Genomic DNA, 22,061 nt, shown 5'->3' on the forward strand with positions numbered 1-22,061 from the left:
GCGACCGACTCCGTCACCGCCGGGGTGACCACGAAGTCCGCACCCGCGGCGGCGACCGCATCGACGTCGTCCTCGGTGAGGACCGTCCCCGCGCCGAGGTACGCGCCCTCGGGGAGGCTGGGCGCGAGCTCCGCGATGGCGTGGAGCGTGCCCGGGGTGGTGAGCGCGATCTCGACGAGGCGCACGCCAGCGTCGAACAGCACGCGTGCCGCAGCGACGGCGCTTTCGGACGAATCGCCGCGGATGATCGCGACGAGCCGGGTTTCGCGCAGGATCTGCAGGAGGGTTGCCGAGTCCAGCTGGGCCATAGTCACTTTCCTATCACCGACGTTCGTCTTGTCATACCCGTGACCGTCATCCCCGTCACCGTCATACCGGTCACCGTCATCCCCGTCACCACTCCGCGAACGAACCGTCGGGGTGGCGCCACACGGGTCCGCGCCACGCGTGGCCCCGCGCGTCGGCGGCGCGCACGGCCGCCTCGTCGACCTCGATGCCGAGGCCCGGCGCGGTCAGCCGCTCGATGCACCCGTCCACGAAGCGGAGCGGTGTCTTGTCCACGACGTAGTCGAGCACCTCGGCGCCCTGGTTGTAGTGGATGCCAATGCTCTGCTCCTGGATGAGGTAGTTGGGCGTCGCGAAGCCCACCTGAAGGCAGGCCGCGAGCGAGATCGGCCCGAGGGGGCAGTGCGGGGCGAGCTGGACGTCGAACGTCTCGGCGAGGGCCGCGATCTTGCGCACCTCGGTGATGCCGCCCGCGTGGCTCAGGTCCGGTTGGGCCACAGCGATCCCCGCCTGGAGCACGGGGAGGAACTCCTGCCGCGAGTACAGTCGCTCGCCTGTCGCGATGGGGATCGGCGTCGATTCGGCGATCCGGCCGATGAGGTGCGAGTTCTCCGGGACCACGGGTTCCTCGAGGAAGAACGGGTGGAGGTCCGCGAGCAGGGAGGCCGCGCGGCGCGCCGTGGCGAGCGTGAAGCGCCCGTGGAAGTCGACGGCGACGTCGCGGTCCGGGCCGAGGACCTCGCGCGCTGCCGCGACGCGGCGCACCACGCCGTCGAGCTCGGAGACGCTCCCATTGGGCGACATCTTCCCGGAGGCGTTCATCTTGACGGCCGTGAGGCCCACCTCGAGCTGGGCCGCGATCGCGTCCGCGACCTCGTTCGGCTCGTCGCCACCCACCCAGCCGTACACGCGGATCCGGTCGCGGACCGGCCCGCCGAGGAGCTGGTGAACGGGTGCGTCGAAGTGCTTGCCCGCGATGTCCCACAGCGCCTGGTCGAGGCCCGCGACGGCGCTCGCCAGAATTGGCCCTCCGCGATAGAACGAACCCTTCGTGAGCACCTGCCAGTGGTCTTCGATGCGCAGCGGGTCCTGCCCGAGCAGGAGCTCGGCGAGCTGGTCGACGGCGGCGCGGACGGTCTCGGAGCGGCCCTCGCACGTCGCCTCGCCCCAGCCGACAATCCCGGAATCGGTCTCGAGCCGCACGAACAGCCAGCGGGGCGGGACGAGGAAGGTCTCGATGCGGGTGATTTTCACGGATTCAGCCCTTCGTGACGAGGAGGATTTGTAGTATTTAATGTCAACCTTAGCGGCTTAAGTCGTACCTAACCAGTAGGATGAGGTCATGACGAACGCCCTAGAGGCAGCGCCCGCCGCCTCCCGCCGGCACGCTGAGGTGCTCGACGCCGTCGGCGCGGCGATCTGCTCAGGCGAGCTCGCGCCGCAGTCCGCCCTGCTCTCCGACGAGCTCGAGGCGCGCTTCGACGTCTCGCGGACGCTGGTGCGCGAGGTGCTGCGGGTGCTCTCCTCGCTCGGGCTCATCGCGTCGCGCCGCCGCACCGGCACGGTTGTGCTGCCCGAGTCGGAATGGGACGCGTTCAGCCCCCAGGTGATCCGCTGGAAGCTCGCCTCGCCGCACCGCGTCGCGCAGCTGCAGGAGCTCACGGAGCTGCGCCGCGCCGTCGAGCCACTCGCCGCCCAGCTCGCCGCGGAGCGCGCGGGGAACGAGGCGCGCGCCGAGATCGTACGGCTCTCCGCCGCGATGTGGGCGGCCGGCACCACCGAGCGCACGGACGAGTTCGTCGAGTTGGACATCGCGTTCCACCACGCGATTCTCGCTTCCAGCGGCAATGGCATGTTCGGCAAGCTCAACCGGGTCACGGAGGAGGTCCTCGCGGGGCGCGTCCACCACGGGCTCATGCCGCCGCATCTAGACCGCACGGCGCTCCAAGGGCACCTCGAGGTCGCAACCGCGATCCAGCGCGGGGACGGGCAGGGCGCGCGCGCAGCGATGGAACGCCTCGTGGTTCGCTCCGTTGACGAAATGTCCCATCTGTGGGCCGACCCCGCGCCGGCCATCCCCGCGCAACCCCGGAGAAACATGCCTGAAGTACGCTAGCCCCATGCGCGAACTTCAGGCGAAGATCATCGATGAGATGGGCGTCAAGCCGCAGATCGACCCGGCCGAGGAGGTAGAGGCGAGGGTCGCTTTCCTCAAGGACTACCTCCGTGCCACGGGGGCCAAGGGCTTCATTCTCGGGATCAGTGGCGGGCTCGACTCTTCGCTCGCGGGCCGCCTCGCGCAGCTCGCCGTCGAATCCCTCGCCGAGGAGGGCATCGACGCGGACTTCATCGCCGTCCGCCTCCCCCATGGCGTCCAGCACGACGAGGACGACGCGCGGGCCGCCCTCGCGTTCGTCCGCGCCAAGTCCGAATGGACGTTCAACGTCAAGCCCGCCGTGGACGGCTACGAGGCCGAGTACGCCCGCACCTCCCCGGCCGAGCTCAGCGACTTCGTCCGCGGCAACACGAAGGCTCGCTCGCGTATGGTCGCGCAGTACATGATCGCGGGCGAGCGCAACCTGCTCGTGATCGGCACCGACCACGGTGCCGAGTCCGTCACGGGCTTCTTCACGAAGTTCGGCGACGGCGGCGCGGACATCCTGCCGCTGTTCGGCCTCAACAAGCGCCAGAACCGCCAAGTGCTCCGCTACCTCGGCGCCCCCGAGCGGATCTGGCAGAAGGTGCCCACGGCCGACCTCCTCGACCTGCAGCCGGGCCGCACCGACGAGCACGAGCTCGGGATCACGTACGAGGAGATCGACGACTACCTCGAGGGCCGCGAAGTCCCGGACGAGGTCGCGGAGGCGATCGAGCGCCGTTTCCTCGTCACGCGGCACAAGCGCGCGACGCCGGTCACGCGCTTCGACACGTGGTGGCACGAGGGCGCGGCCGCCTGGTCGAAGTAACCCCCAGCGTCCTCGAACAGCGAGTGGGCACCCCACGGTGCCGACTCGCTGTTCGATTGATAGCGTGGTCAGCGTGAAGATCGCCACCTGGAACGTGAACTCCCTCCGCGCCCGCGCCGACCGCGTAGAGAGCTGGCTGCTGCGCAGCGACGTCGATGTCCTGGCGATGCAGGAGACCAAGTGCCGGGACGACAATTTCCCGTGGGAGCTCTTCGAGCGCAACGGCTACGAGGTCGCTCATTTTGGCCTGAGCCAGTGGAACGGCGTGGGGATCGCCTCCCGCGTGGGCCTCGACGACGTCGAACGCACGTTCCCCGATCAGCCCACCTTCGGCAAGGGTGGGGTCGAGGCAGAGCAGGAAGCGCGCGCGATCGGCGCGACGTGCGGCGGCGTCCGCGTGTGGAGTCTCTACGTTCCCAACGGCCGCGCGCTCGATGACGAGCACATGCCGTACAAGCTCGAATGGCTCGCGACGCTCAACAAGCACGCGTCGGAGTGGCTCGCGCAGGACCCCCACGCGCAGATCGCGCTCGTGGGCGACTGGAACATCGCCCCGCTCGACGAGGACGTGTGGGACATCGAATATTTCCTTGCGGAGAGGCTTACCCACGTGAGCGAGCCCGAGCGCGAGGCGTTCCGGGCCTTCGAGCAGTCCGGCTACGCCGACGTCGCCCGGCCGTTCACCCCCGGGCCCGGCGTGTACACGTATTGGGACTACAAGCAGCTCCGCTTCCCCAAGAAGGAGGGCATGCGGATCGACTTCGTGCTCGCCTCCCCGACGCTCGCGGGCCGCGTGGTCGGCGCCCAAATTGACCGCGAGGAGCGCAAGGGCAAGGGCGCGTCTGACCACGCGCCGGTGGTGGTGGAGCTTGCGAACGGCGCCTGAGCTCGGCGCCGCGGACGACGGCGGGGGGCTGAGTTGAGCGACGCGCACGGCTTCGCGGCACGGCCGTTGTCATCGCATCTGCGCGTCTACGAGCCGCTCGACGCGTTCAGCTCGCACGAGCGCGAGCGGCTCAAGGCTGGGCTCCAGTCCAAGGGCGGGCGCGAAGCGCTCGATACCGCCGAATCGGACGCCGCGCTCGACCGCATCATCAACACGACCGGCGATCCGTTCCCCGGCGACAAGGCCGAATTCACGCGGGCGTTGACCGTCAACGGGACCACGCTGTACTGCCCGAGCCAACTCGTACTGCGCTCGGGCCTCGCGGCCGAGTCCGTGATCAGCACGGCTCCGCGGATGCTCGCCGAGCTCATGCTCCCGGAGGAGGCGCGGGAGCGGCATCAGCGGCGCGTCGACAAGATCGCCGCGGAGACGGCGTCCCCGCGGATCAACACGCGCGAATCGCTGTGGGGCATCCCGTTCAGCTGGTTCGTGCTGTTCCAGGAGTCCGATCCGACCGAGATCGTCGAGGCCGGCGACCATCTGCGGACGGTCCGGATCGTGGCCCCGTGGTCGAAGGCCATCAGCCGGGCGCGGTTCGCCGTGGCCAACCTCGCGCTCGCCGCGCCGGACATGAGCATGCTCGACGAGCTCACGGCGCTGACCGAGTGGCTCGAGGAGTTCAACCCGGAATCGGCTGTCGAGCTCGACTACGGGCGGGTCGCGGACCGCGTCTACCCCGACGAATCGTGCCTCGACGTGAAGCTCGGGATCGAATGCCTCGCGGAGGGGGACATGACCGGGGCCGCCGCCGCGTACCGTCGGCTCGCGTCCCGCTGGATCCCCATCCGCCAACTGGCCCGAGCCTCCTAACTGCCCGGGCCTCCCGGCCGTCCGAGCCTCCGGGCCACCCGCGCCTCCCGGCTAGCGGTAGGCGAGGCTGCCCAGGGGCGGGGCCGTCGATTCTCGGAGCACGAGCCGCTGCTCGGCGTTCTCCGCGTGCACGGCCCCAGTCTCGCCCGCGAGTTCGGCGAGGAGCATCTGGGTCCCGCGCCGTGCCTGCGCGGTCGGGTCCTGCCACACGGTCGTGAGGCCCGCGGCGGCGCCCATCTCGTGCCCGTCGATCCCCACAACCGACAGCTCGGCGGGAATCCGCACCCCCTGCCGCCGCGCCTCGAAGATCACGCCGAGCGCCATCTCATCCGAGGCGCACACGATCGCCGTGGGCCGCGGTTCCGGAAGCTCGATGAACCGGCGCATGGCCTCGACGCCGCTCTCCACCGTGAAGTTGCCGAAGAGGGCCGTGTCCGGATCGAACTCGAGGCCCGCCCGATGCACTGCGTCGTGGAAGCCCTCGACCCGGATCCGCGGCACGCTGAAGTTGAGGTCGGAATCGTCCTGGCCGTGCAGGAGCGCGATGTGCCGGTGGCCGAGGCCGATGAGGTGCTCCGTGATGGTCCGGGCCGCCAAATAGTCGTCGATGCCGACGTTCGAGCAGCCCGGAACGGGCCCTCCCACGACCACGAGCGGCATGTCGATCGTATGGAGATCGTCGATCTCCTCCTGATGCAGATACATGCACAGGAGCAGGAGGGCGTCGATCTGCTTCTGCACCATGGCCTTGCTGAAGAGCCGCTCGCGCGGCTGGGTCCGGCCGCCGAGGTTGAAGAGCGAGAGGTTGTAGCCGCGCCCGTGCAGCTCGCGGTCCACGCCGTCGATCGCCTTGCCGAAGAACCACCGGTCCACGTAGGGCGCGAGGACGCCGATGGTGCGCGTCTTGCCGGACGCGAGGCGCGACGCGGCCGACGACGGAACGTACCCGAGTTCCTTCGCGGTCGCCAGGATCTTGGCTCGCGTGCGCGGCGAAACCCGAGGGAGACCACGGATGGCCCTTGAGACCGTCGCCGTCGACACCCCCGCCGCTGCGGCTACGTCCTCGATCCCGACCATTTTTCCTCCGTTGTCCCGGCCCCAGCACCGGCGAGGCAAGCGCCCGTCTCAGCGATCGGCGTCGTCTGTATGCCCCCGAAGCACCTTACGCCTCACGGCCCACAGCCCTGCCATTGCGACGACAATCGCCGCGAGGCCGAGCGCCCACCCGAGAGCAGGCTGGCCGGTCACCTCGAGCCACACGGTGATCCCGAAAAGGACCAGTCCCCAGAAGGCGAGGATGCCGAAGAAGAGTTCGAACTGCTCGACGACGGCCTTCCGCGGGCCGGAGGAGAGGCGATAGGCCTCTCCCCCGACCGCGAAAGGATTCCACGGCCGGCGTCCGTGCTGTTCGGTCACTTCACCGCGCCAGCGGTGAGACCGGCGACGATCTTGCGCTGGAAGACCAGCACCAAGATCACGAGCGGGACAGTCACGATCGTGCCCGCGGCCATGACGGCGGTGTACGGCTCCTGATGCGGCTGCGCACCGGCGAAGTAGGCGATCGCAACGGTCACCGGACGGGTCGCGTCCGACGACAGCTGGCTCGCGATGAGGAACTCGTTCCACGCCCCGATGAACGCAAGGATCGCGGTGGTGAACGTCGCGGGCGCGGCGAGAGGCAGGATGATCTTGCGGAACGCCTGGCCCTGCGTGCACCCGTCGATGCGCGCCGATTCCTCAAGCTCCCACGGCATCTCGCGGAAGAACGAGGTCAGCGTGTACACCGTGAGCGGGAGGGTGAAGGAGATGTCCGGGATGATCATGGCCTGGTAGGAGCCCATGAAGCCGATGTTCGTGAACAGCTGGAACAGCGGGGTCACGAGCGCCACGCCCGGGAACATCGAGGCCCCGAGGATGAAGCCCATAACGGCGAACTTGAACCGGAAGTTCAACCGGGCCAGGGCGTACGCGGCGAAGACGCCGACCACGAGCGCGACGACGGTGGTCACGCCCGCCACGATGAGGCTGTTGAGCAGGTTCCGTCCGAAGTGGTTGCCGAGGCTCTCGTCGAACACCGTCGCGAAGTTGTCCCACGTGATGTGCGTGGGCCAGAAGCTCGCATCGAAGGTGAACGCCGTGTCGCGGAAGGCAGTCACGATCATCCAGTACGCCGGGAGGAGGCACCAGATGAGGATGATGAGGGCCGAGATGTAGGTGCGGACTTGGCCCCAGTCGAAGCGCTTGCGGCGAGCAGGCGCGGTTGCAGTACGCGGGAGCGTAGCGGTGGCGGCCATGTCACTTCCTTCCCGAGGACGTGGCCGCGCCCACGGCGTTGGCGCCGAGGAAGCGGACGAAGATGAACGCGACCAAGAAGATCACGATGAAGGTGACGGTCGAGAGTGCGGCCGCGCTGTTGAACCCTTCACGGATCTGGTCGACCACGAGGATCGAGAGCGTCGTGGTGTTGTTGGCGCCCTGCGTCATGATGTACGGCAGGTCGAACATGCGCAGCGCGTCGAGCACGCGGAACAGGACCGCGACCATGAGGGCCGGCTTCACGAGGGGAAGCGTGATCTGGGTGAAGCGCTGCCAGGCGGTCGCGCCGTCGACCTTCGCTGCCTCGTAGACCTCATCCGGGATGAGCTGGAGCCCAGCGAGGATGAGGAGCGCCATGAACGGCGTGGTCTTCCACGTATCGGAGATGATGATCGCCCACTTGGCAGGCCATTCCGAACCGGTCCACAGGATCTGGGTACCGAAGACCTTGTTGGCGATGCCGTCGAACGCGAAGATGAAGAACCACAGCTTGGCCGTCACGGCCGTGGGGATGGCCCACGGGACGAGGACGGCGGCACGGACCGCGCTCCGCCCGCGGAACGACCGGGCCATGATGATCGCCATCCAGAATCCGAGGACGGTCTCAAGGGCAACGGTCACCACGGTGAAGAAGAAGGTGGTGCCGAAGGCGCTCCAGAACTGGGAGCCGATGGTTCCCGGCGGGCAGGCTTGCCCGTTGCACTGCTGGAACAGCCAGTGCGCGTAGTTGTCGAGTCCTGCGGGGCCGCCCTGCTCGAAGAATCCGGTCGCCGGGTTGAGGCCTGCGTCCTTCTGGAAGGACATGATGATGGCGTTGACCACCGGGTAGATGATGACGACGGCCAACAGGACGAGCGTCGGCAACAGGAGGGCGGAGGCCCAGCGGCCTTGGGTGACTTGCTTCCGGTCCGCGCTCTCGCGACCCGGCATATGGTGGGTCTCAGCTCTCGCCTTGGCCCGGGTACGCTCCGGGAGTTTCGTAGACATCGAGTCTCTCCTCTTCAGGGGGCCGCTGGCCCGGGAGTCCGTTCCGACCCCCGGGCCACCGGCTCACGACCTGGCTACTTGGCGGCTTCTATCGCAGACTGCATATCGGCCACCGCTTGATCGACCGTCTTGTCCCCCTTGAGGGCGGCATACGCGTTGTCCTCGACTGCCTTGGTCACTGCCGGGTAGAACGGCGTGACCGGACGCGGGACGGCGTTCTGGATCGACGTCAGCAGCGTGGGCAGGTACGGGAGCTTCTGCACGAGGGTCTGGTCCGAGTAGAGGCTCGAGAGGACGGGAGCGAGGGAGCCCTGCGTCGCGTAGTACGTCTCGGTCTCCTGGCTGGTCATGAACTTCATGAAGTCAAGGGCCGTAGCCTTGTTCTTCGAGTAGACGCTCATCGCCACGTTGTGGCCACCGAGCGACGAGGCGCCCGGGCCGGACTTGCCGGGGAGCGGTGCGATGCCGAACTTGCCGGCCACCTTGGACGAACCGTCCGTCTTGCTCGCGATGCTGTAGACGTAAGGCCAGTTGCGCAGGAACAGGAGCTTGCCGTCCTGGAAGGCAGTGCGGCTGTCCTCTTCCTTGTACGTGATGGCCTCGGCGGGGATGTTGCCGTTCTTGAACGCGTCAACGAGCTTACTCAGGCCCGTCTTGGCGTCGGCCGAGTTGACCGCGGCCTTGCCGGAATCGTCAACGATCTTGCCGCCGAACGAGTCGATGGCCTCGGAGGCGTTGACCGTGAGGCCCTCGTACTTCTGGAACTGGCCCGCGTAGCAGCCCATGTTGTTCTGCTTCGCGACCGAGCACATGCTCATCATCTCGTCCCACGTCTTGGGCGGGTTGGGCACGAGATCCTTGCGGTAGTACAGGAGGCCGCCGTCGGAGGTCTGCGGCGCCGCGTAGAGGGTGCCTCCGTACGTGGCGGTCTTGACCGTCGCGGGAAGCATGGCCGAGGTGTCGAAGGCCGTCTTGTCCTTGAGCGGCTGCAGCCAGCCCTTCGCCGCGAACTCGGCGGTCCAGACGACGTCGACGTCGACGACGTCGTAGTTCGCGTCCTTCGCCTGGAAGTGCTGCACGAGATCGTCGTGCTGCTGGTCGGCCGCGTCCGACTGCTCCTTGAACGTGACCTTCTCGTTCGGGTGCGCGGCGTTCCACTTGTCCACGAGCGGGCGGACGACGTTCGAGTTGTCCTTGCCCTGAACGTAAGTGATGGGGCCACGGCCGTCGAGGTTCGCGGAGGCGTCTCCACCGCCACCGCCGCTGCTTCCCCCGGTACTGCTGCCGCCGCTACAGGCTGAGAGTGCCAGGGCCAGTACGCTCACCGTGGCTAACGGTGCGGCATACCTGGAGAACGTCTTTCTCATGCTCGACTCCCTTGTCTGTCAGGGGCAGCCCTGCGCCGCCCCCGGGGTTGTGACGCAGTTCACCCTATGGCCGTGACGTGGAGTGTGCAAGCGCTTACGCACGTCGTTTTCATTCCGTGATCAAAGACCCTAGACACGGGACAGGGCACCGCACTTGTGCGGTGCCCTGCGAACGACGACGGCGCGCGCCCGGCTTGAGCGCGGGAGATTCAGTGCACGCGTTCGGCGCGGCTGAAACGGGCCCTCGTGCCCGAGGCAATGTGCAAGAGCACGGGGCACGAGGCGCCGAGGAGGAGGTCCATCCCGACCGTCAGGCGCTCGATCTCGCGGGCGATCGCGGCCGGGTCGGCCCCCTGCCGCGCAATGACCCTAACGCGCAGGGCGACCCGGCGCTCGAACTCGACGGCGGCGACGGACAGCCCGAGGATGTCCTTCCGGCGCGACAGGGCGGCGCGAAGCGCCTGATCCACCGTCGACGCCGAAATCGCCACGCGGCCCGCCGCCTCGCCGGTCTCCTCGGAGCCGTGCTCCGAGGCCGACCACGCGATCAGGTCGCGCCGCCCGGTGCCCTGCTGGGCCATCCACCAGATCATGACGAGGATGACCACCACGAGGAGAGCCATGGCAAGGAGCCACAGCCAGCTCACGCTCGTGCCGGGGATCCACGTGGTCGCGAAGTCGCGGCCTACTTGAAGAGACGCGGCCGGCGCCCACGAGGCCCACCACGAGCCGACGGAGGGAACCGCGGAGAGGAGCACCACGAGGATTCCCACGGCGAACACGAGCACCCCGAACACCACGACGAGGACGCGATTGAGGGTGCGCGGCGTTCCGTTCATGCGCCGACCACCCCCGTCCCGGCCACGCGTACCCGGATCACCGGGTACGGCGCCGGGCGGAGCCGCCTGAGCTCGTCCTCGACCGCTGCGAGCACCGCCTCGGCACTCACGGGCACGCCCGACGTGGGGCGTACGTTGACAAGGGCCTCGCCCTGCGAGACGAACACCGTGACCTGCTCCGGCCGAACGGTCGCGGCGGCACGGGCGCGGCGCGCGAGGGCCGAGGCGAGCACCTCGTCGTCGACCACGACGGCGATGCGCTGGCCCGGCAGCGCTCGGCGACCCGGACGCCCCGGACGAAGGCCGAGCAGGACGAAGACGAGGCCCGCGAGCGCGATCACGACCCCGAGCAGGCCGAGCACCCCTGGATTGGCGCTCTTCGGCAGGCCCGCGATGAAGCGCGCGGCCGTCTCCGGGTCCGTGATCCAGGCCGGCTGGCCGATGGCCTGGAGCGTCGACTCGAGCAGCGCATACAAGCACAGGAGCGTCACGATCACGGCAACGACGGCTGCCGCGAAGACGCGCCCGGAACTCGTCTCGCGGCGCACCGCCGCGCCAAGACCGTGAGGCGGCTCCGGGCTCTGGGCCGCGGGCGGTTGCTGGGGTGTTCCCTCGGGCTGCGTGACGGATGCCTCCGTGCTCATTGGACGCGCACCCTTCTGGCGGCGGCCGATCGCACCCCCGCGATCCGGACGTCGACCCGGCTCAGCTTCGCGCCGCTGAGCCCCGAGACTCGACGCAGGATCGCGCCCTTCGCTCCCGAGGCGCGATCCCACACGCTTCCGCCGGCCGCAGCGACGTCGGCCGCGCTCTCAATGGCACCCAAGTCCGGTACCGCGATGGGCGAGACGACGCGCAGTGCCAGCAGGCCGGCGTCGTCCGTCCAGCTGGCCCGCACCTCGGACGGCCGCACGCCGAAGAGCTCCGCCGCCGCGGCCTGCGCGAGGCTCGTGAGGGCCTGCGTGCTCACGCGGTTGTGCCCGGCGAGCCCTGGAGCTGGGGAGGCGGCCTCGGTCACTGCGACGAGCGCCTTCCCATGAGCGCGTCCCACACGCGGCGGAGATCCACCTTGCCCTCGACGAGCCGGCCGAGGATCGCGCCGATCGCCATGAAGATGATCGAGCCGATAAAGCCCCATGCGCCGAACTGGAAGGACATGAACGCGACGAAAGCACCGATGGCGATGCCGACTACGGTCAGATTCACAGCACCTCGTTCCCGGACGAGGCAGGCGGCTGCGGGGGTGCAACCGGGGCCTCGGCCTGACGTGACTCGCCCTGCCTGGGCTCGCCGATATAGACGTCCGCGATCTCGACGTTGACTTCGATGACAGTCAGCCCCGTGTACTGCTCGACGGCGCGGTAGACGGCAGCGCGGACATCGTCCGCGAGCTTCTGGAGCGGGACGCCGTACTTGGCGACGAGCGTGACGTCGACAGCCGCCTGCGTGGCGCCGGCCTCCGCGCGGACGCCGCTCGCATGGTCAGCGCCCACCGCGTCGCGGATCGCGCCCAGCGCGCGCGACGGCGTGGTCCCCAGCGAATGCACGCCCGGAACCGACCGGGCTGCGGCGGCGGCAACCTTCGCGACGGCCTGCTCGTGGATGACCGTTCGGCCGCCCGCCTCCGGGGGATCCGTCGCGTAGACGGGCGTCCCCGGGCGCACCTCGGGATACTGCTCCATTCGGTTCCCCTCGCCGTGTGGCCGGACTTTGTTCCCACCTTAGTACGGCTGGGTTCGGGGCACCTCAGGGCGCGCGTTCGGCTCCCGCCGGCACGGCCCTACGGCCCATTCCGGCGGCCGATCGGCGGGCGTACCTTCGGGGTATGGAGTTCATTCGTGTTGCCTACTACCCGAAGGGGCAGCTCGGACCCATCGTCCATCCCATCGCGGCGAGCGACGTCGAGTCCGCCATCGCCGCGACCCAGGGGACGATCGCCGAACTCACCCGCGAGCACTCTCTCCTGCGGCTCGAGCTTCTGGAGCCCAAGCATCACAGGATCGTCGCCGAGTGGGACGGGGCGGCCTGGACCCGCCGCTCCTAACGTCTCGGGTGGGGTTGTGAGTGAGGCGGCTCAGTCGAAGCCGTGGCAGTAGACCTTGCGCAGGGTCTCGGTGACCTCCCAGCGGCCCGACCAGTCCTTGGGCTGAACGATCACGTCGCCCCCGGAGATCTCGTACCTCGTCCCGGTGGTCCCGTCGGTGACCGTCGCACGGCCGCTCACGATGTAGCACACCTCGGTGTCCTCGCGAGGAGTCACGTCCCAGCCGCCGGGCTGGCACTCCCAGACGCCAGTCTTGATGGCGGTGTCGAACTTGAGGATCGCCGTCTTGGGGTCACCCGAGTCATAGCCGAGACGGTAGCCGTTGGGCTCGAGCTCCCCGAGGATCTTGGCCGAGGGCACGTACACGTAGGGCTGCATGGGGTCCTCCTTATGTAGGGTTGTTCAATTGTTGACAATACTAGAGTTGTCGACGGCCGATGTCTATACGGCCCCCCCGTTCGCTGCGTCTCAGCCGTAGGCATGGTCAAAATTGTTCGTTTGACTTGTTGTTGACAATCCTAGGAACTGTTAGTTGAATAGCTACGCAGAAACGCAGATAACGAGCCCGCCAAGCACTCGAACCCAGCCGATGCCCAGACAGCCGATTGAGTCGGCGCCAGAAAGGATCATTTCGATGAATCACGACGTCCGAGGGGGATACACGGTCAGCGACATGGCGCCCGAGGACGTCCAAGAGGCGCGGGCTGTGATGTTGCGGTCGGTGGCCGAGGACTTCGGCTGCGACTACGACCCGGCTATCCACGCCGACATCGACGACCTCCTGGGCTGGTATTCCGGCCCGGACGGCCAGTTCATGCTCGTCGTGAAGGACGACGCGAGTGGGCGTGTTGTCGCCACTGGCGGCATCCGCGGCGGCGCCCTCAAGGAAGGCCTGAGCCCCGAGCATCTGGTGGAGCGGTACCGCGACGGGAGAACGGGGCAGATCGTCCGCGTCTACGTCTTGCGCGAGGAGCGACGCCGCGGGATCGCCCGGGCAGTCGTGGAGGCGATCCTGGACCGTGCGCAGGCCGAAGGGCGCTACGACCGGATCGTGTTCCACACCTTCCTGCACTCCCCCGGCGCGGTCGCCTTCTGGACGTCCATGGGCGCAAGCCTGATTGAGGACGACACGGACGGCATCTCCAACGCAATGTTCTACGAGTTCGACGGCCTCCCGGGCCGCGTCGACGCCACCACCCCCTGATCCTTCACGACCTTCAATCGCACCATCACACCCCAGGAAAGGAACCACCGTGACAAAGCGCCGTGACCTGTTCATCTTCGTAGCCGACCCGGAGAAGGGCGCGGAGGCTCGGGCCTACCTCAGCGGCTGGCTCCGTGAGCTCGACGGCCACCCCGGTTATCTCGGCGGCGCGGTGCTCAAGGAGACCGCCGGCGAGCTCTTCGACAACACCCTCGTCCTCGCCCTCGACTTCGAGTCCACCGAGGCCGCCCGTGCCCTGTGGCCCAAGATCGAGAACACCGTCAACCCGCTCTACCCGGACGACAAGTCCGACAAGACCCCCGACCAGGGCCCCGCCTTCTTCGACCGCACCGCGAGGGCGGCCGCCGAGGGGGGCCAACTGTCGCTGAAGTTCACGCGCGGCAATGGGCTTCTGGCCCGCATGCTGCACATCCACGCCGAGGCCATCGACGAATACGCGACCGCGTCCTGAGATCCATTCGCGGCGGCGTGCCCATTGCTCGCCACCGAGCGACGCACGCCCCAGACTGATGAGCGAAGACGTGAACGCATACCAGCAGGTACCTGCCCAGCTGCATCGCCCCACCCCGGAGGAGATGGACCTCGCGACAGAGGTGTTCCAGATGCTGGCCGACGGCACCCGGTTCCGGCTGCTGCTGGCCCTCCTCGACGACGAGCTTCCGGTTAACGACCTCGCGCGGGCCGCAGACAAGCCGCCGACCGGGGTGTCGCAGCACTTGGCCAAACTGCGCTTGGCCCGCCTTGTGGCGACCCGTCGCGAGGGGACTCGTGTCTTCTACCGCCTCGAGAACGATCACGTGCGCCAGCTGATCGTCGACGTCCTCAACCACGCCGAGCACATGGGTTCGTCCGTGCCGCGCCACCACCAACAGCAGGCGCTCCCCTTCCCCAACGCCTAGCAGGAGATTGAGTCAAATGAGCATACCGAGACCAACGTCCGAGAACCTCGCACCCCGAGAGGTCCGGCGCCACGAGCACAACCACGGCGACCACGGGCACGACCAGGGCGGGCACGAACACCCGCACGGGGGCGCACCGCACGGGCACCCGCACCCGCACGGCCACCCCCACGCCCACGGCCACGGCCACGGCCACGGCCACGGCCACGGCCACGGCCACGGTACGGGCTTCTGGGCGACTGTGAAGGAGTTCTTCGTCCCCCATACGCACGATGCGGCCGATTCGATCGACGATGCGCTCGAGGCCAGCACGGAGGGTGTGCGGGCGCTGAAGATCAGCCTGTTCGCACTGCTGGGCACGACGATACTGCAGTTCGCCGTCGTCCTATTCAGCGGCTCCGTGGCGCTGCTGGCGGACACGGTCCACAACTTCTCCGACGCGCTCACCGCGCTGCCGTTGTGGGTCGCATTCATCCTCGCGCGGCGTCCAGCGACCAGGCGCTACACCTACGGCCTAGGTCGGGCCGAGGACCTCGCGGGCCTGTTCATCATCGTCGTGGTCGCGCTCTCGGCCGTCGTCGCCGGCTGGCAGTCGGTCGAACGCATCTTCAACCCGCACCCGATCGAGAACCTCTGGTGGGTCGTAGCGGCCGGTCTCATCGGTTTCGCTGGGAACGAAGGCGTCGCGGTCTTCCGGATCCGCGTGGGTCGGCGCATCGGTTCCGCCGCCCTGGTGGCGGACGGGATCCACGCCCGCACGGACGGGTTCACATCCCTCGCCGTCGTCGTCGGTGCGTTCGGCGTGATGCTGGGCTTCCCGCTGGCTGACCCGATCGTGGGGCTGCTCATCAGCATCACGATCTTCGTCCTGCTGTGGGGCACAATCGGCAGCATCGGCCGTCGACTGCTCGACGGGATCGAACCGGACCTCGTCCACCGCGCCGAGCACGCGCTCAAGGAAACCCCCGGGATCGTTGGGGTCGAGAGACTCCAGCTGCGCTGGATCGGACACCGCATCCACGGCACCGCAATGGTTGGCGTGGCCCCCGGGTCGACGGTCGAGGAGGCGGACAGCGTGCGCCGCGACGCCCAGCACCGGCTTGGCCACGCCCTGCCAAACGTAGAGGAGATCACGGTGGCAACGGCCCCCAGTTGATCACGCATGCTGGCACCGGCCAGCCTTCTCTCGACCTCACCCAATCGACGACGCAACGCGGGCCACGGCCGCGCCGGCGTTGAACCCGGCCACGCCGGTCAGTTCGCCGTGCGCGTCCACGAACTCGGTCAGCACGGCGTCGGGTTGGGGCGGGGCGATCGGCCAGGCGGCCGGCCGCTCCGATCCGTCCGGGGACCGCAGTCCGCGGACGGATATCGTCGAGCCGAACGCGCGAAGGTTGAAGCCCGTCGTCGGCCGGTAGGGACCGGGGTCTTCGGCGTCCAGGAAGTCGTGGAGTATCGTCCGCGCGGCGTGCTGGCCTTGGGCGACAGCGGCGTTCCAGTGGTCGGTCGTGAGTCGCATTCCTCCGGAGGCGATGTATGCCGCGCTTCCGGCCGCATACCATCCCCTTTCGCTCCAGCGGAGGCGGTCGTCCACCCGGATCCCGTCCGGTGAACCCGCCCAGTCGGTGGCGGGAACTGCTCCATGCGCGAGGATGACAGCGTCAACCTCGACGGAACTGCCGTCGGAGAGGGAGAGCCGTGCGCGGGCACCGCAGGGGGTGATGGCGTGCACAGTTGTTCCCAGCCGTGCGTCCGTCCGCCCCCGTTGCAACGCGGCCAGCCGCGGGGAGATCTCGGAGCCGAGCGCGCCGGCCAGAGGCATCGCCGACCGGCCCACGAGGACAACTTCGGCTCCCGCATCCACATAGTGGCTGGCCAGTTCGGTGCCAGAGAATCCAGCCCCGATCACCGCGACCCGCCGCCCAGCGGCTTGAGGGATCGACTCTCGAAGAGCACCCGCGTCATGTGCTGTGTGCAGCCGATGCAATTGGACTTCCGAAGCCACATCGATGCCGTCTGGTCGCCTCGGTACGGCTCCGGACGCAATCACCACCGCGTCGGCGGCCAGGCGCCGGCCATCGCGGAACTCGACCGTTTTGGTTCCGAAGTCGACGGCGATCGCTTCGCCCGCCGTCACCACCACGCCCTCGATGGGCGGGAGCGCGATCTGCTCTCTCGTGAGCAGGCCCGGAAGCAGTGCCTTGTCGACCAGCGTGCGGTCGATCGCACCCCCTGGCTCGGCGTCAACGATCTGGATGGAGCCAGCGAAGCCGCGCGCGCGGAGCTCCTGTGCGCAGGCACGACCGGCGGCTCCTCCGCCGACGATGAGGACCCTTGGGCTTCGTTCCGGCATGAGCGTACGACCTTCCTTCGGAGAGTTCTTGAAATCATCGGGATAATGTTGGATTGTAGACAAAGCATACCCCGTGGGGGTACTCCCCCAGTAGGCGCCAAGACAGTCGGACCCAGCCGGGCCCACTCGCCTCACCCCTTGCATCCGATACCCCCTATGGGTATATGGTTGGCTTGCGATATACCCCCTCCGGGTATCCTCGCGTCGGAACAGGAAAGGACCCTGTCATGAGCACCACCGAATATCAGGTCACCGGAATGAGCTGCGGGCACTGCGAGATCTCCATCCGCCGGGAGGTCGGGCAGATCCCCGGGGTTGAAGGGATCGAGGTCAGCGCCGCGACCGGCCGGCTCCTGGTCAGCACAGGCTCGGAGGCTCCTGCCGACGACGATGCCGTGATCGCCGCCGTGGACGAGGCCGGGTACGTGGCGGCGCGCGTCTGATGAACACTGCCACTCGCCTGGGCCTGTACACGGCCGGTCTAGCCCTCGCCTTCGGCGCGGCATTCACCGTGGCAGGCGCGGCAATCCCGAAGACGGCGGTAGCCGAGCGGATGGCGACTGCCGCACAGGCGCACGGCGGACACGGCTCGATGGGAGATATGGGAGACGCCGCCGTCCCCCATGGGGTCACCCTCGCGGCTGGCGGCTACCAACTCGGTCCCGTCCACGCACCCGCCGAGGTTGGCTCCGCCGGCAGTCTCTCCTTCGCGATCGACGACGCCGCCGGGCATCCGCTACGCGATTACACGACGTCGCACGATAAGGACCTGCACCTGATCGTGGTTCGCACCGACGGATCAGAGTTCCGGCACGTGCATCCCCAGCTCACCGCAGACGGCACCTGGACGATCCCGTGGACGTGGAAAGAGGCGGGCAGCTACCGCGTCTTCGCCGACTTCGTCCCCGGAGGCGGCGCCGGTTCGGTCACGCTCACCCGCACGGTCGACGTCGCCGGTCCAGTCACACTGGCCACCGCGCCCACCGAGGCGCGAACCGCGCACGTCGACGGCTTCGATGCGACGATCGCCGGCGACCTCCGCGACGGGGCCTCGTCGGAGCTCGCCGTCTCGGTCGCCAAGGATGGCGCCCCGGTCACTACCCTGCAGCCCTATCTCGGCGCGTTCGGTCACCTTGTGGTACTGCGCGACGGAGATCTCGCCTATCTTCACGTGCACCCCGAGGGCGCCGATCCCCAGCCGGGCCAGCTTGGCGGAGGGACCGTGAGGTTCGCGGCAGAGGCGCCGTCGTCGGGGCGCTACCTGCTGTACTTCGACTTCCAGGTCGACGGCGTCGTCCACACTGCGGCGTTCGTGCTCCCGGCCGAGGGCGCATCAGCTCCGCAGGCCGCCCCAACGCAAGGCGAGAGCCATGGCCACTGAGCGCTTCACGAAGATCGGATCATGATGTCCACCACCACAGCACCGACCGAACCTTCGCGTTCGAGCTACGAACTCGAGATCGGCGGCATGACGTGCGCCTCCTGCGCCAACCGGATCGAGAAGAAGCTCAACCGCATGGACGGGGTCGAGGCGAGCGTCAACTACGCCACCGAGAAGGCGAAGGTGTTCGTCCCCGAGGGCTACGACCCTCAGCTGCTCATCATCGAGGTCGAGAAGACCGGCTACACCGCTGCCTTGCCGGCCCCACCCGAGCAGGCCTCAGACGCGAACGAGGGCGAAGAGCCCGACCATGAGCTCGCGGACCTGCGGCGGCGGCTCATCGGATCGGTTGTGCTGGCCGTACCGGTGATCCTCATGGCCATGGTCCCCGCCCTGCAGTTCACCTATTGGCAATGGGCATCCCTCACCCTCGCCGCGCCGGTGATCCTGTGGGCGGCCTTCCCCTTCCACAGGGCAGCCTGGACCAACCTGCGCCACGGTGCCGCCACCATGGACACCCTCGTCTCGGTCGGCACGCTCTCGGCGTTCCTGTGGTCGCTCTACGCGCTCTTCCTCGGCACTGCCGGGATGCCCGGGATGCACCATGCGTTCGAGCTCTCGATCGCGCCAACGGACGGCGCGGGCAACATCTACCTCGAGGTCGCCGCCGGCGTGACGATGTTCATCCTGTCCGGGCGCTACTTCGAGAAGCGTTCAAAGCGCCAGGCGGGCGCCGCCCTGCGCGCGCTCCTCGAACTGGGCGCGAAGGACGTCGCCGTGCTCCGCGGCGGGGTCGAGACACGCGTCCCGATCGAGCAGCTCGCAACCGGAGACGAATTCGTTGTGCGGCCCGGCGAGAAGATCGCCACCGACGGCGTCATCGTGACGGGAACGTCCGCGGTGGACGCGTCGATGCTCACGGGGGAATCGGTGCCGGTCGAGGTCGGCCCGGGCGATGCGGTGACGGGAGCGACGGTGAACGCCAGCGGCCGCCTTGTGGTGCGCGCGACCCGCGTGGGCGCAGACACCCAGCTTGCCCAGATCGCCCAGCTCGTCGAGGACGCCCAGTCCGGGAAGGCCGAGGTGCAGCGCCTCGCCGACCGGGTCTCCGGCATCTTCGTCCCGATTGTGATCGCCGTCGCGGTGGCAACCCTGGGTGCTTGGCTCGGCGCCGGATTCCCCGGCGCGACGGCGTTCACCGCCGCCGTCGCGGTGCTCATCATCGCCTGCCCGTGCGCCCTGGGGCTTGCCACACCGACCGCGCTCCTGGTCGGAACCGGGCGCGGCGCACAGCTCGGGATCCTCATCAAGGGCCCCGAGGTGCTCGAGTCCACCCGGCGCGTCGACACGGTCGTGCTCGACAAGACAGGAACCGTGACCACGGGCCGGATGACCCTCATCGAGGCCGTCGCCGCCGCCGGAACGGATCGCAGCGAACTGCTGCGCCTCGCCGGCGCCCTCGAGGACGCCTCCGAGCATCCAATCGCCCAGGCGATCGCCCGCGGGGCAACCGAAGCACTCGCCGCCCCCCTCTCTGACGTGAAGGACTTCCGCAACGTCGAGGGCAAGGGCGTCACGGGCGTCGTCGACGGCCACAGTGTGCTCGTGGGCCGCCAGACCCTGCTGGACGAATTTTCGATCGCACCCGATCCCGCGATCACGGAAGCGAAGCGCGCCGCCGAGTCAAACGGCCAGACCGCAGTCCTCGCCGCATGGGACGGCGCAATCCGGGGCCTGCTTGTGGTCGCGGACCGGGTCAAGCCGACAAGCGCCGAGGCGGTACAGCAGTTCCGGCGCCTGGGACTCACTCCCATCCTCCTCACCGGCGACAACGAGGTCGTGGCCAGGCACATCGCTGCGGAAGTCGGTATCGATCAGGTCATCGCCGAGGTGCTGCCCAGCGAGAAATCAGCCGTGGTCGCTCGCCTGCAGAGCGAGGGGCGCACGGTCGCGATGGTGGGCGACGGCGTCAACGACGCCGCGGCGCTCGCGCAGGCCGACCTAGGGCTCGCAATGGGCACCGGCACCGATGCGGCGATTGAAGCGTCCGATCTCACCCTCGTCCGCGGCGACCTGCGCGGTGCCGCCGACGCGATCCGGCTCTCGCGGCGCACGCTCGGCACGATCAAGGGCAACCTCTTCTGGGCGTTCGCCTACAACGTCGCTGCGATCCCGCTGGCCGCCCTCGGCCTGCTCAACCCCATGCTCGCCGGCGCGGCGATGGCGTTCTCGAGCGTCTTCGTCGTCGGCAACAGCCTCCGCCTGCGCTCCTTCAAGAGCCAGGCGGTGGACCTACGGCCGCCCGCCCTCGACCGAACCCTGCGTCCGGCCGAACCGGTGAGCGCCTGACCATCCGCAACCAACGAAAGGAAACCCCATGTGCGAGGCACACAACCACGACGCTTCCCCGGCCCACGAGCACTCTCACTCCGAAGCCGCCCCAGCCGAAGAGCACTGCCACTCCCACGCTGTAGCGACCGCAGATGAGAGCACAGCGGAGTGCCCCGTGATGCGCGGCAACTATGTGGACAAGGCGGACGCCGAGGCGAGCGGCCTCATCCGCGACTACGACGGCACCCGCTACTACCTCTGCTGCGCCTCGTGCGGCCCGCTGTTCGACGCCGACCCCGAGAAGTACCTCGCGGCAATCTAGAAGATCTGTTTACCACGCCGAGCGACGACGGAAGGGAAGGGCGGGAGCGCTGCGCGCACTCCTGCCCTTCCCTTCCGTCACGTCTAGTCGCCCCGAACACTCCGATCATATCGCCCGATTGTCAACTATGAACAATCCTGCTAACGTGACAAGTGACTCTCTCATCCGTGAGCGCAACGGCGGGCCGTGATGTGAGAGATTCACCAGCATGAACTCGAGGAGGGTTCCGTGAACGGGGTACACACGCTCTCTGCAATCGCAACAAGACCGACCGCGGTGATCATCGCCGACCAGCTGCGAGAAGGAATCATTGACGGCGTGTTCGAACCGGGCGATCAGATCAACGAGGCCCAGGTTGCCAGTCAGTTGAACGTCTCCCGCGGGCCGGTGCGCGAGGCGCTGCACCGGCTCATGCAGGAGGGCATTCTGATCGGCCGGCCGAACCGCGGTGTGTTCGTCCGAAAACTGACCGCCGACGACGTCAGCGAGGTCTACCAGGCCCGCGAGGCGATCGAACTCGCGGCCGTTTCGATCCTTGCGGGCAAGGACGCTTCGTCCAGAGCAGCCGTCACCGAACAGCTCAACCAGGTCATCTCGCGGATGCGGAAGTCCGTCGAGGCCTCCGATTGGTCAGCGATACACCGCGTCGACTTGGAGTTTCACACGAGGCTCGTTCAACAGGCTCACAACACGCGACTCATGCGCGCGTATGCCACCCTCGCCACAGAAGCTCTCATCTGCATCGCGCACTTCGTGGATGCACACCCTGATCCGTACCACGTACTGCAAAAACACGAGGAAATCGTGTCGCTGCTCGATGCCGGGGATCTGCCCGCGCTCCAAGATACACTCCGGCGGCACCTGTCGGTCAGTGAGGACGAGCTGCGTTCGCCCGACGACGTCGACCAGTCGCCGTCGTCGTCTGACGAAGCGATGTCAGCTCCGATTCTTCGATCCATCCAATAGCATCGCGGAAACGGGAAGAGGGCC

The 22,061-nt window shown here is 68.2% G+C and carries 27 protein-coding genes and 1 pseudogene; 14 read left to right on the forward strand and 14 right to left on the reverse strand.

The genetic code is table 11. From position 1 onward, the window contains the following. Together ACLN58_RS01705 and dgoD are read right to left on the reverse strand one after the other, a co-directional pair. A pseudogene (locus ACLN58_RS01705) lies at positions 1 to 308 on the reverse strand (aldolase); the annotation flags it as partial. A gap of 85 nt (positions 309 to 393) precedes the next feature. Then, the gene (dgoD, locus tag ACLN58_RS01710; RefSeq protein WP_415853547.1) at positions 394 to 1,539 is read right to left on the reverse strand and encodes a galactonate dehydratase; all 1,146 of its coding nucleotides are present in this window, start codon (positions 1,537 to 1,539) and stop codon (positions 394 to 396) included. Positions 1,540 to 1,627: 88 nt separating this feature from the next. Between dgoD and ACLN58_RS01715 the strand changes: the two genes are divergently transcribed. From ACLN58_RS01715 to ACLN58_RS01730, 4 genes are all read left to right on the forward strand, one after another. Beyond that, positions 1,628 to 2,401, forward strand: coding sequence for a FadR/GntR family transcriptional regulator (locus ACLN58_RS01715; RefSeq protein ID WP_415853548.1), 774 nt, complete (start codon positions 1,628 to 1,630; stop codon positions 2,399 to 2,401). A 4-nt stretch (positions 2,402 to 2,405) separates the two neighbouring features. Further along, complete coding sequence (gene nadE, locus ACLN58_RS01720; RefSeq protein WP_415853549.1) at positions 2,406 to 3,251, forward strand: ammonia-dependent NAD(+) synthetase; 846 nt, start codon at positions 2,406 to 2,408, stop codon at positions 3,249 to 3,251. Positions 3,252 to 3,324: 73 nt separating this feature from the next. After that, the gene (locus tag ACLN58_RS01725) at positions 3,325 to 4,137 is read left to right on the forward strand and encodes an exodeoxyribonuclease III (RefSeq protein WP_415853550.1); all 813 of its coding nucleotides are present in this window, start codon (positions 3,325 to 3,327) and stop codon (positions 4,135 to 4,137) included. A gap of 33 nt (positions 4,138 to 4,170) precedes the next feature. After that, the gene (locus ACLN58_RS01730; protein WP_415853551.1) at positions 4,171 to 5,007 is read left to right on the forward strand and encodes a hypothetical protein; all 837 of its coding nucleotides are present in this window, start codon (positions 4,171 to 4,173) and stop codon (positions 5,005 to 5,007) included. A gap of 51 nt (positions 5,008 to 5,058) precedes the next feature. Here ACLN58_RS01730 and ACLN58_RS01735 read toward each other — a convergent pair whose 3' ends face one another. The 10 genes from ACLN58_RS01735 to ACLN58_RS01780 all read right to left on the reverse strand — a co-directional run bounded on the left by ACLN58_RS01735 (position 5,059) and on the right by ACLN58_RS01780 (position 12,198). Then, positions 5,059 to 6,084 carry a LacI family DNA-binding transcriptional regulator gene (locus tag ACLN58_RS01735; protein ID WP_415853552.1) on the reverse strand — a complete coding sequence of 342 codons (1,026 nt, stop codon included), beginning with the start codon at positions 6,082 to 6,084 and terminating at the stop codon, positions 5,059 to 5,061. A 48-nt stretch (positions 6,085 to 6,132) separates the two neighbouring features. Beyond that, positions 6,133 to 6,423 (reverse strand): hypothetical protein, encoded by a 291-nt coding sequence (locus tag ACLN58_RS01740; protein WP_415853553.1) that lies wholly within the window; start codon positions 6,421 to 6,423, stop codon positions 6,133 to 6,135. Continuing rightward, positions 6,420 to 7,301 carry a carbohydrate ABC transporter permease gene (locus ACLN58_RS01745; RefSeq protein ID WP_415853554.1) on the reverse strand — a complete coding sequence of 294 codons (882 nt, stop codon included), beginning with the start codon at positions 7,299 to 7,301 and terminating at the stop codon, positions 6,420 to 6,422. The genes ACLN58_RS01740 and ACLN58_RS01745 overlap by 4 nt, the downstream gene beginning before the upstream one ends. A 1-nt stretch (position 7,302) precedes the next feature. Then, positions 7,303 to 8,310, reverse strand: coding sequence for a carbohydrate ABC transporter permease (locus tag ACLN58_RS01750; RefSeq protein ID WP_415853555.1), 1,008 nt, complete (start codon positions 8,308 to 8,310; stop codon positions 7,303 to 7,305). A gap of 74 nt (positions 8,311 to 8,384) precedes the next feature. Then, positions 8,385 to 9,677: an ABC transporter substrate-binding protein gene (locus ACLN58_RS01755; protein ID WP_415853556.1), complete on the reverse strand. Its 1,293-nt coding sequence runs from the start codon at positions 9,675 to 9,677 to the stop codon at positions 8,385 to 8,387. A 209-nt stretch (positions 9,678 to 9,886) separates the two neighbouring features. Further along, positions 9,887 to 10,516: a hypothetical protein gene (locus tag ACLN58_RS01760; RefSeq protein WP_415853557.1), complete on the reverse strand. Its 630-nt coding sequence runs from the start codon at positions 10,514 to 10,516 to the stop codon at positions 9,887 to 9,889. After that, on the reverse strand, positions 10,513 to 11,160 hold the full coding sequence (locus ACLN58_RS01765) for a hypothetical protein (protein WP_415853558.1): 648 nt from the start codon (positions 11,158 to 11,160) through the stop codon (positions 10,513 to 10,515). The genes ACLN58_RS01760 and ACLN58_RS01765 overlap by 4 nt, the downstream gene beginning before the upstream one ends. Then, positions 11,157 to 11,534, reverse strand: a complete 378-nt coding sequence (locus ACLN58_RS01770) for a hypothetical protein (protein WP_415853559.1) — start codon at positions 11,532 to 11,534, stop codon at positions 11,157 to 11,159. Before ACLN58_RS01770 ends, ACLN58_RS01765 begins: the two co-directional genes overlap by 4 nt. Continuing rightward, positions 11,531 to 11,722 carry a hypothetical protein gene (locus ACLN58_RS01775; protein ID WP_415853560.1) on the reverse strand — a complete coding sequence of 64 codons (192 nt, stop codon included), beginning with the start codon at positions 11,720 to 11,722 and terminating at the stop codon, positions 11,531 to 11,533. The genes ACLN58_RS01770 and ACLN58_RS01775 overlap by 4 nt, the downstream gene beginning before the upstream one ends. Then, the gene (locus ACLN58_RS01780; RefSeq protein ID WP_415853561.1) at positions 11,719 to 12,198 is read right to left on the reverse strand and encodes an Asp23/Gls24 family envelope stress response protein; all 480 of its coding nucleotides are present in this window, start codon (positions 12,196 to 12,198) and stop codon (positions 11,719 to 11,721) included. Before ACLN58_RS01780 ends, ACLN58_RS01775 begins: the two co-directional genes overlap by 4 nt. 143 nt (positions 12,199 to 12,341) lie before the next feature. Here ACLN58_RS01780 and ACLN58_RS01785 point away from each other — a divergent pair, with 143 nt between their 5' ends. After that, positions 12,342 to 12,560, forward strand: a complete 219-nt coding sequence (locus ACLN58_RS01785) for a hypothetical protein (protein ID WP_415853562.1) — start codon at positions 12,342 to 12,344, stop codon at positions 12,558 to 12,560. Between the two features lie 30 nt (positions 12,561 to 12,590). Here ACLN58_RS01785 and ACLN58_RS01790 read toward each other — a convergent pair whose 3' ends face one another. Then, positions 12,591 to 12,938 (reverse strand): cupin domain-containing protein, encoded by a 348-nt coding sequence (locus ACLN58_RS01790; RefSeq protein WP_415853563.1) that lies wholly within the window; start codon positions 12,936 to 12,938, stop codon positions 12,591 to 12,593. Between the two features lie 256 nt (positions 12,939 to 13,194). Here ACLN58_RS01790 and ACLN58_RS01795 point away from each other — a divergent pair, with 256 nt between their 5' ends. The 4 genes from ACLN58_RS01795 to ACLN58_RS01810 are packed head-to-tail and all read left to right on the forward strand — an operon-like array spanning position 13,195 to position 15,840. Further along, on the forward strand, positions 13,195 to 13,764 hold the full coding sequence (locus ACLN58_RS01795; RefSeq protein ID WP_415853564.1) for a GNAT family N-acetyltransferase: 570 nt from the start codon (positions 13,195 to 13,197) through the stop codon (positions 13,762 to 13,764). Between the two features lie 49 nt (positions 13,765 to 13,813). Next, complete coding sequence (locus ACLN58_RS01800; protein ID WP_415853565.1) at positions 13,814 to 14,236, forward strand: hypothetical protein; 423 nt, start codon at positions 13,814 to 13,816, stop codon at positions 14,234 to 14,236. Positions 14,237 to 14,294: 58 nt separating this feature from the next. After that, positions 14,295 to 14,684 (forward strand): ArsR/SmtB family transcription factor, encoded by a 390-nt coding sequence (locus tag ACLN58_RS01805; RefSeq protein WP_415853566.1) that lies wholly within the window; start codon positions 14,295 to 14,297, stop codon positions 14,682 to 14,684. 16 nt (positions 14,685 to 14,700) lie between these two features. Further along, entirely contained in the window at positions 14,701 to 15,840 is a 1,140-nt protein-coding gene (locus ACLN58_RS01810) for a cation diffusion facilitator family transporter (RefSeq protein WP_415853567.1), read from the forward strand. 36 nt (positions 15,841 to 15,876) lie between these two features. Here ACLN58_RS01810 and ACLN58_RS01815 read toward each other — a convergent pair whose 3' ends face one another. After that, complete coding sequence (locus ACLN58_RS01815; RefSeq protein ID WP_415853568.1) at positions 15,877 to 17,037, reverse strand: FAD-dependent oxidoreductase; 1,161 nt, start codon at positions 17,035 to 17,037, stop codon at positions 15,877 to 15,879. 227 nt (positions 17,038 to 17,264) lie between these two features. Here ACLN58_RS01815 and ACLN58_RS01820 point away from each other — a divergent pair, with 227 nt between their 5' ends. The 5 genes from ACLN58_RS01820 (at position 17,265) to ACLN58_RS01840 (ending at position 22,037) form a co-directional block, all read left to right on the forward strand. Beyond that, positions 17,265 to 17,480 carry a heavy-metal-associated domain-containing protein gene (locus tag ACLN58_RS01820; RefSeq protein WP_415853569.1) on the forward strand — a complete coding sequence of 72 codons (216 nt, stop codon included), beginning with the start codon at positions 17,265 to 17,267 and terminating at the stop codon, positions 17,478 to 17,480. Beyond that, entirely contained in the window at positions 17,480 to 18,418 is a 939-nt protein-coding gene (locus tag ACLN58_RS01825; RefSeq protein WP_415853570.1) for a heavy-metal-associated domain-containing protein, read from the forward strand. Before ACLN58_RS01820 ends, ACLN58_RS01825 begins: the two co-directional genes overlap by 1 nt. 24 nt (positions 18,419 to 18,442) lie before the next feature. Next, positions 18,443 to 20,767, forward strand: coding sequence for a heavy metal translocating P-type ATPase (locus ACLN58_RS01830; RefSeq protein WP_415853593.1), 2,325 nt, complete (start codon positions 18,443 to 18,445; stop codon positions 20,765 to 20,767). Between the two features lie 28 nt (positions 20,768 to 20,795). After that, entirely contained in the window at positions 20,796 to 21,071 is a 276-nt protein-coding gene (locus tag ACLN58_RS01835) for a hypothetical protein (protein ID WP_415853571.1), read from the forward strand. A 276-nt stretch (positions 21,072 to 21,347) separates the two neighbouring features. Beyond that, positions 21,348 to 22,037 carry a GntR family transcriptional regulator gene (locus tag ACLN58_RS01840; RefSeq protein WP_415853572.1) on the forward strand — a complete coding sequence of 230 codons (690 nt, stop codon included), beginning with the start codon at positions 21,348 to 21,350 and terminating at the stop codon, positions 22,035 to 22,037. The last annotated feature ends 24 nt before the right edge of the window (positions 22,038 to 22,061 follow it).

This window comes from Sinomonas sp. G460-2 (genome assembly GCF_047759905.1).
In the GTDB taxonomy this organism is placed as follows: Bacteria; Actinomycetota; Actinomycetes; order Actinomycetales; family Micrococcaceae; genus Sinomonas.

Excerpts from the sequence above, each read along its gene's own strand:
- ACLN58_RS01715 (WP_415853548.1), top strand. The coding sequence starts at position 1,628 with ATGACGAACGCCCTAGAGGCAGCGCCCGCCGCCTCCCGCCGGCACGCT.
- nadE (WP_415853549.1), top strand. The coding sequence starts at position 2,406 with ATGCGCGAACTTCAGGCGAAGATCATCGATGAGATGGGCGTCAAGCCG.
- ACLN58_RS01735 (WP_415853552.1), bottom strand. The coding sequence starts at position 6,084 with ATGGTCGGGATCGAGGACGTAGCCGCAGCGGCGGGGGTGTCGACGGCG.
- ACLN58_RS01745 (WP_415853554.1), bottom strand. The coding sequence starts at position 7,301 with ATGGCCGCCACCGCTACGCTCCCGCGTACTGCAACCGCGCCTGCTCGC.
- ACLN58_RS01750 (WP_415853555.1), bottom strand. The coding sequence starts at position 8,310 with ATGTCTACGAAACTCCCGGAGCGTACCCGGGCCAAGGCGAGAGCTGAG.
- ACLN58_RS01755 (WP_415853556.1), bottom strand. The coding sequence starts at position 9,677 with ATGAGAAAGACGTTCTCCAGGTATGCCGCACCGTTAGCCACGGTGAGC.
- ACLN58_RS01760 (WP_415853557.1), bottom strand. The coding sequence starts at position 10,516 with ATGAACGGAACGCCGCGCACCCTCAATCGCGTCCTCGTCGTGGTGTTC.
- ACLN58_RS01765 (WP_415853558.1), bottom strand. The coding sequence starts at position 11,160 with ATGAGCACGGAGGCATCCGTCACGCAGCCCGAGGGAACACCCCAGCAA.
- ACLN58_RS01780 (WP_415853561.1), bottom strand. The coding sequence starts at position 12,198 with ATGGAGCAGTATCCCGAGGTGCGCCCGGGGACGCCCGTCTACGCGACG.
- ACLN58_RS01785 (WP_415853562.1), top strand. The coding sequence starts at position 12,342 with ATGGAGTTCATTCGTGTTGCCTACTACCCGAAGGGGCAGCTCGGACCC.
- ACLN58_RS01790 (WP_415853563.1), bottom strand. The coding sequence starts at position 12,938 with ATGCAGCCCTACGTGTACGTGCCCTCGGCCAAGATCCTCGGGGAGCTC.
- ACLN58_RS01795 (WP_415853564.1), top strand. The coding sequence starts at position 13,195 with ATGAATCACGACGTCCGAGGGGGATACACGGTCAGCGACATGGCGCCC.
- ACLN58_RS01805 (WP_415853566.1), top strand. The coding sequence starts at position 14,295 with ATGAGCGAAGACGTGAACGCATACCAGCAGGTACCTGCCCAGCTGCAT.
- ACLN58_RS01810 (WP_415853567.1), top strand. The coding sequence starts at position 14,701 with ATGAGCATACCGAGACCAACGTCCGAGAACCTCGCACCCCGAGAGGTC.
- ACLN58_RS01815 (WP_415853568.1), bottom strand. The coding sequence starts at position 17,037 with ATGCCGGAACGAAGCCCAAGGGTCCTCATCGTCGGCGGAGGAGCCGCC.
- ACLN58_RS01820 (WP_415853569.1), top strand. The coding sequence starts at position 17,265 with ATGAGCACCACCGAATATCAGGTCACCGGAATGAGCTGCGGGCACTGC.
- ACLN58_RS01825 (WP_415853570.1), top strand. The coding sequence starts at position 17,480 with ATGAACACTGCCACTCGCCTGGGCCTGTACACGGCCGGTCTAGCCCTC.
- ACLN58_RS01830 (WP_415853593.1), top strand. The coding sequence starts at position 18,443 with ATGTCCACCACCACAGCACCGACCGAACCTTCGCGTTCGAGCTACGAA.
- ACLN58_RS01835 (WP_415853571.1), top strand. The coding sequence starts at position 20,796 with ATGTGCGAGGCACACAACCACGACGCTTCCCCGGCCCACGAGCACTCT.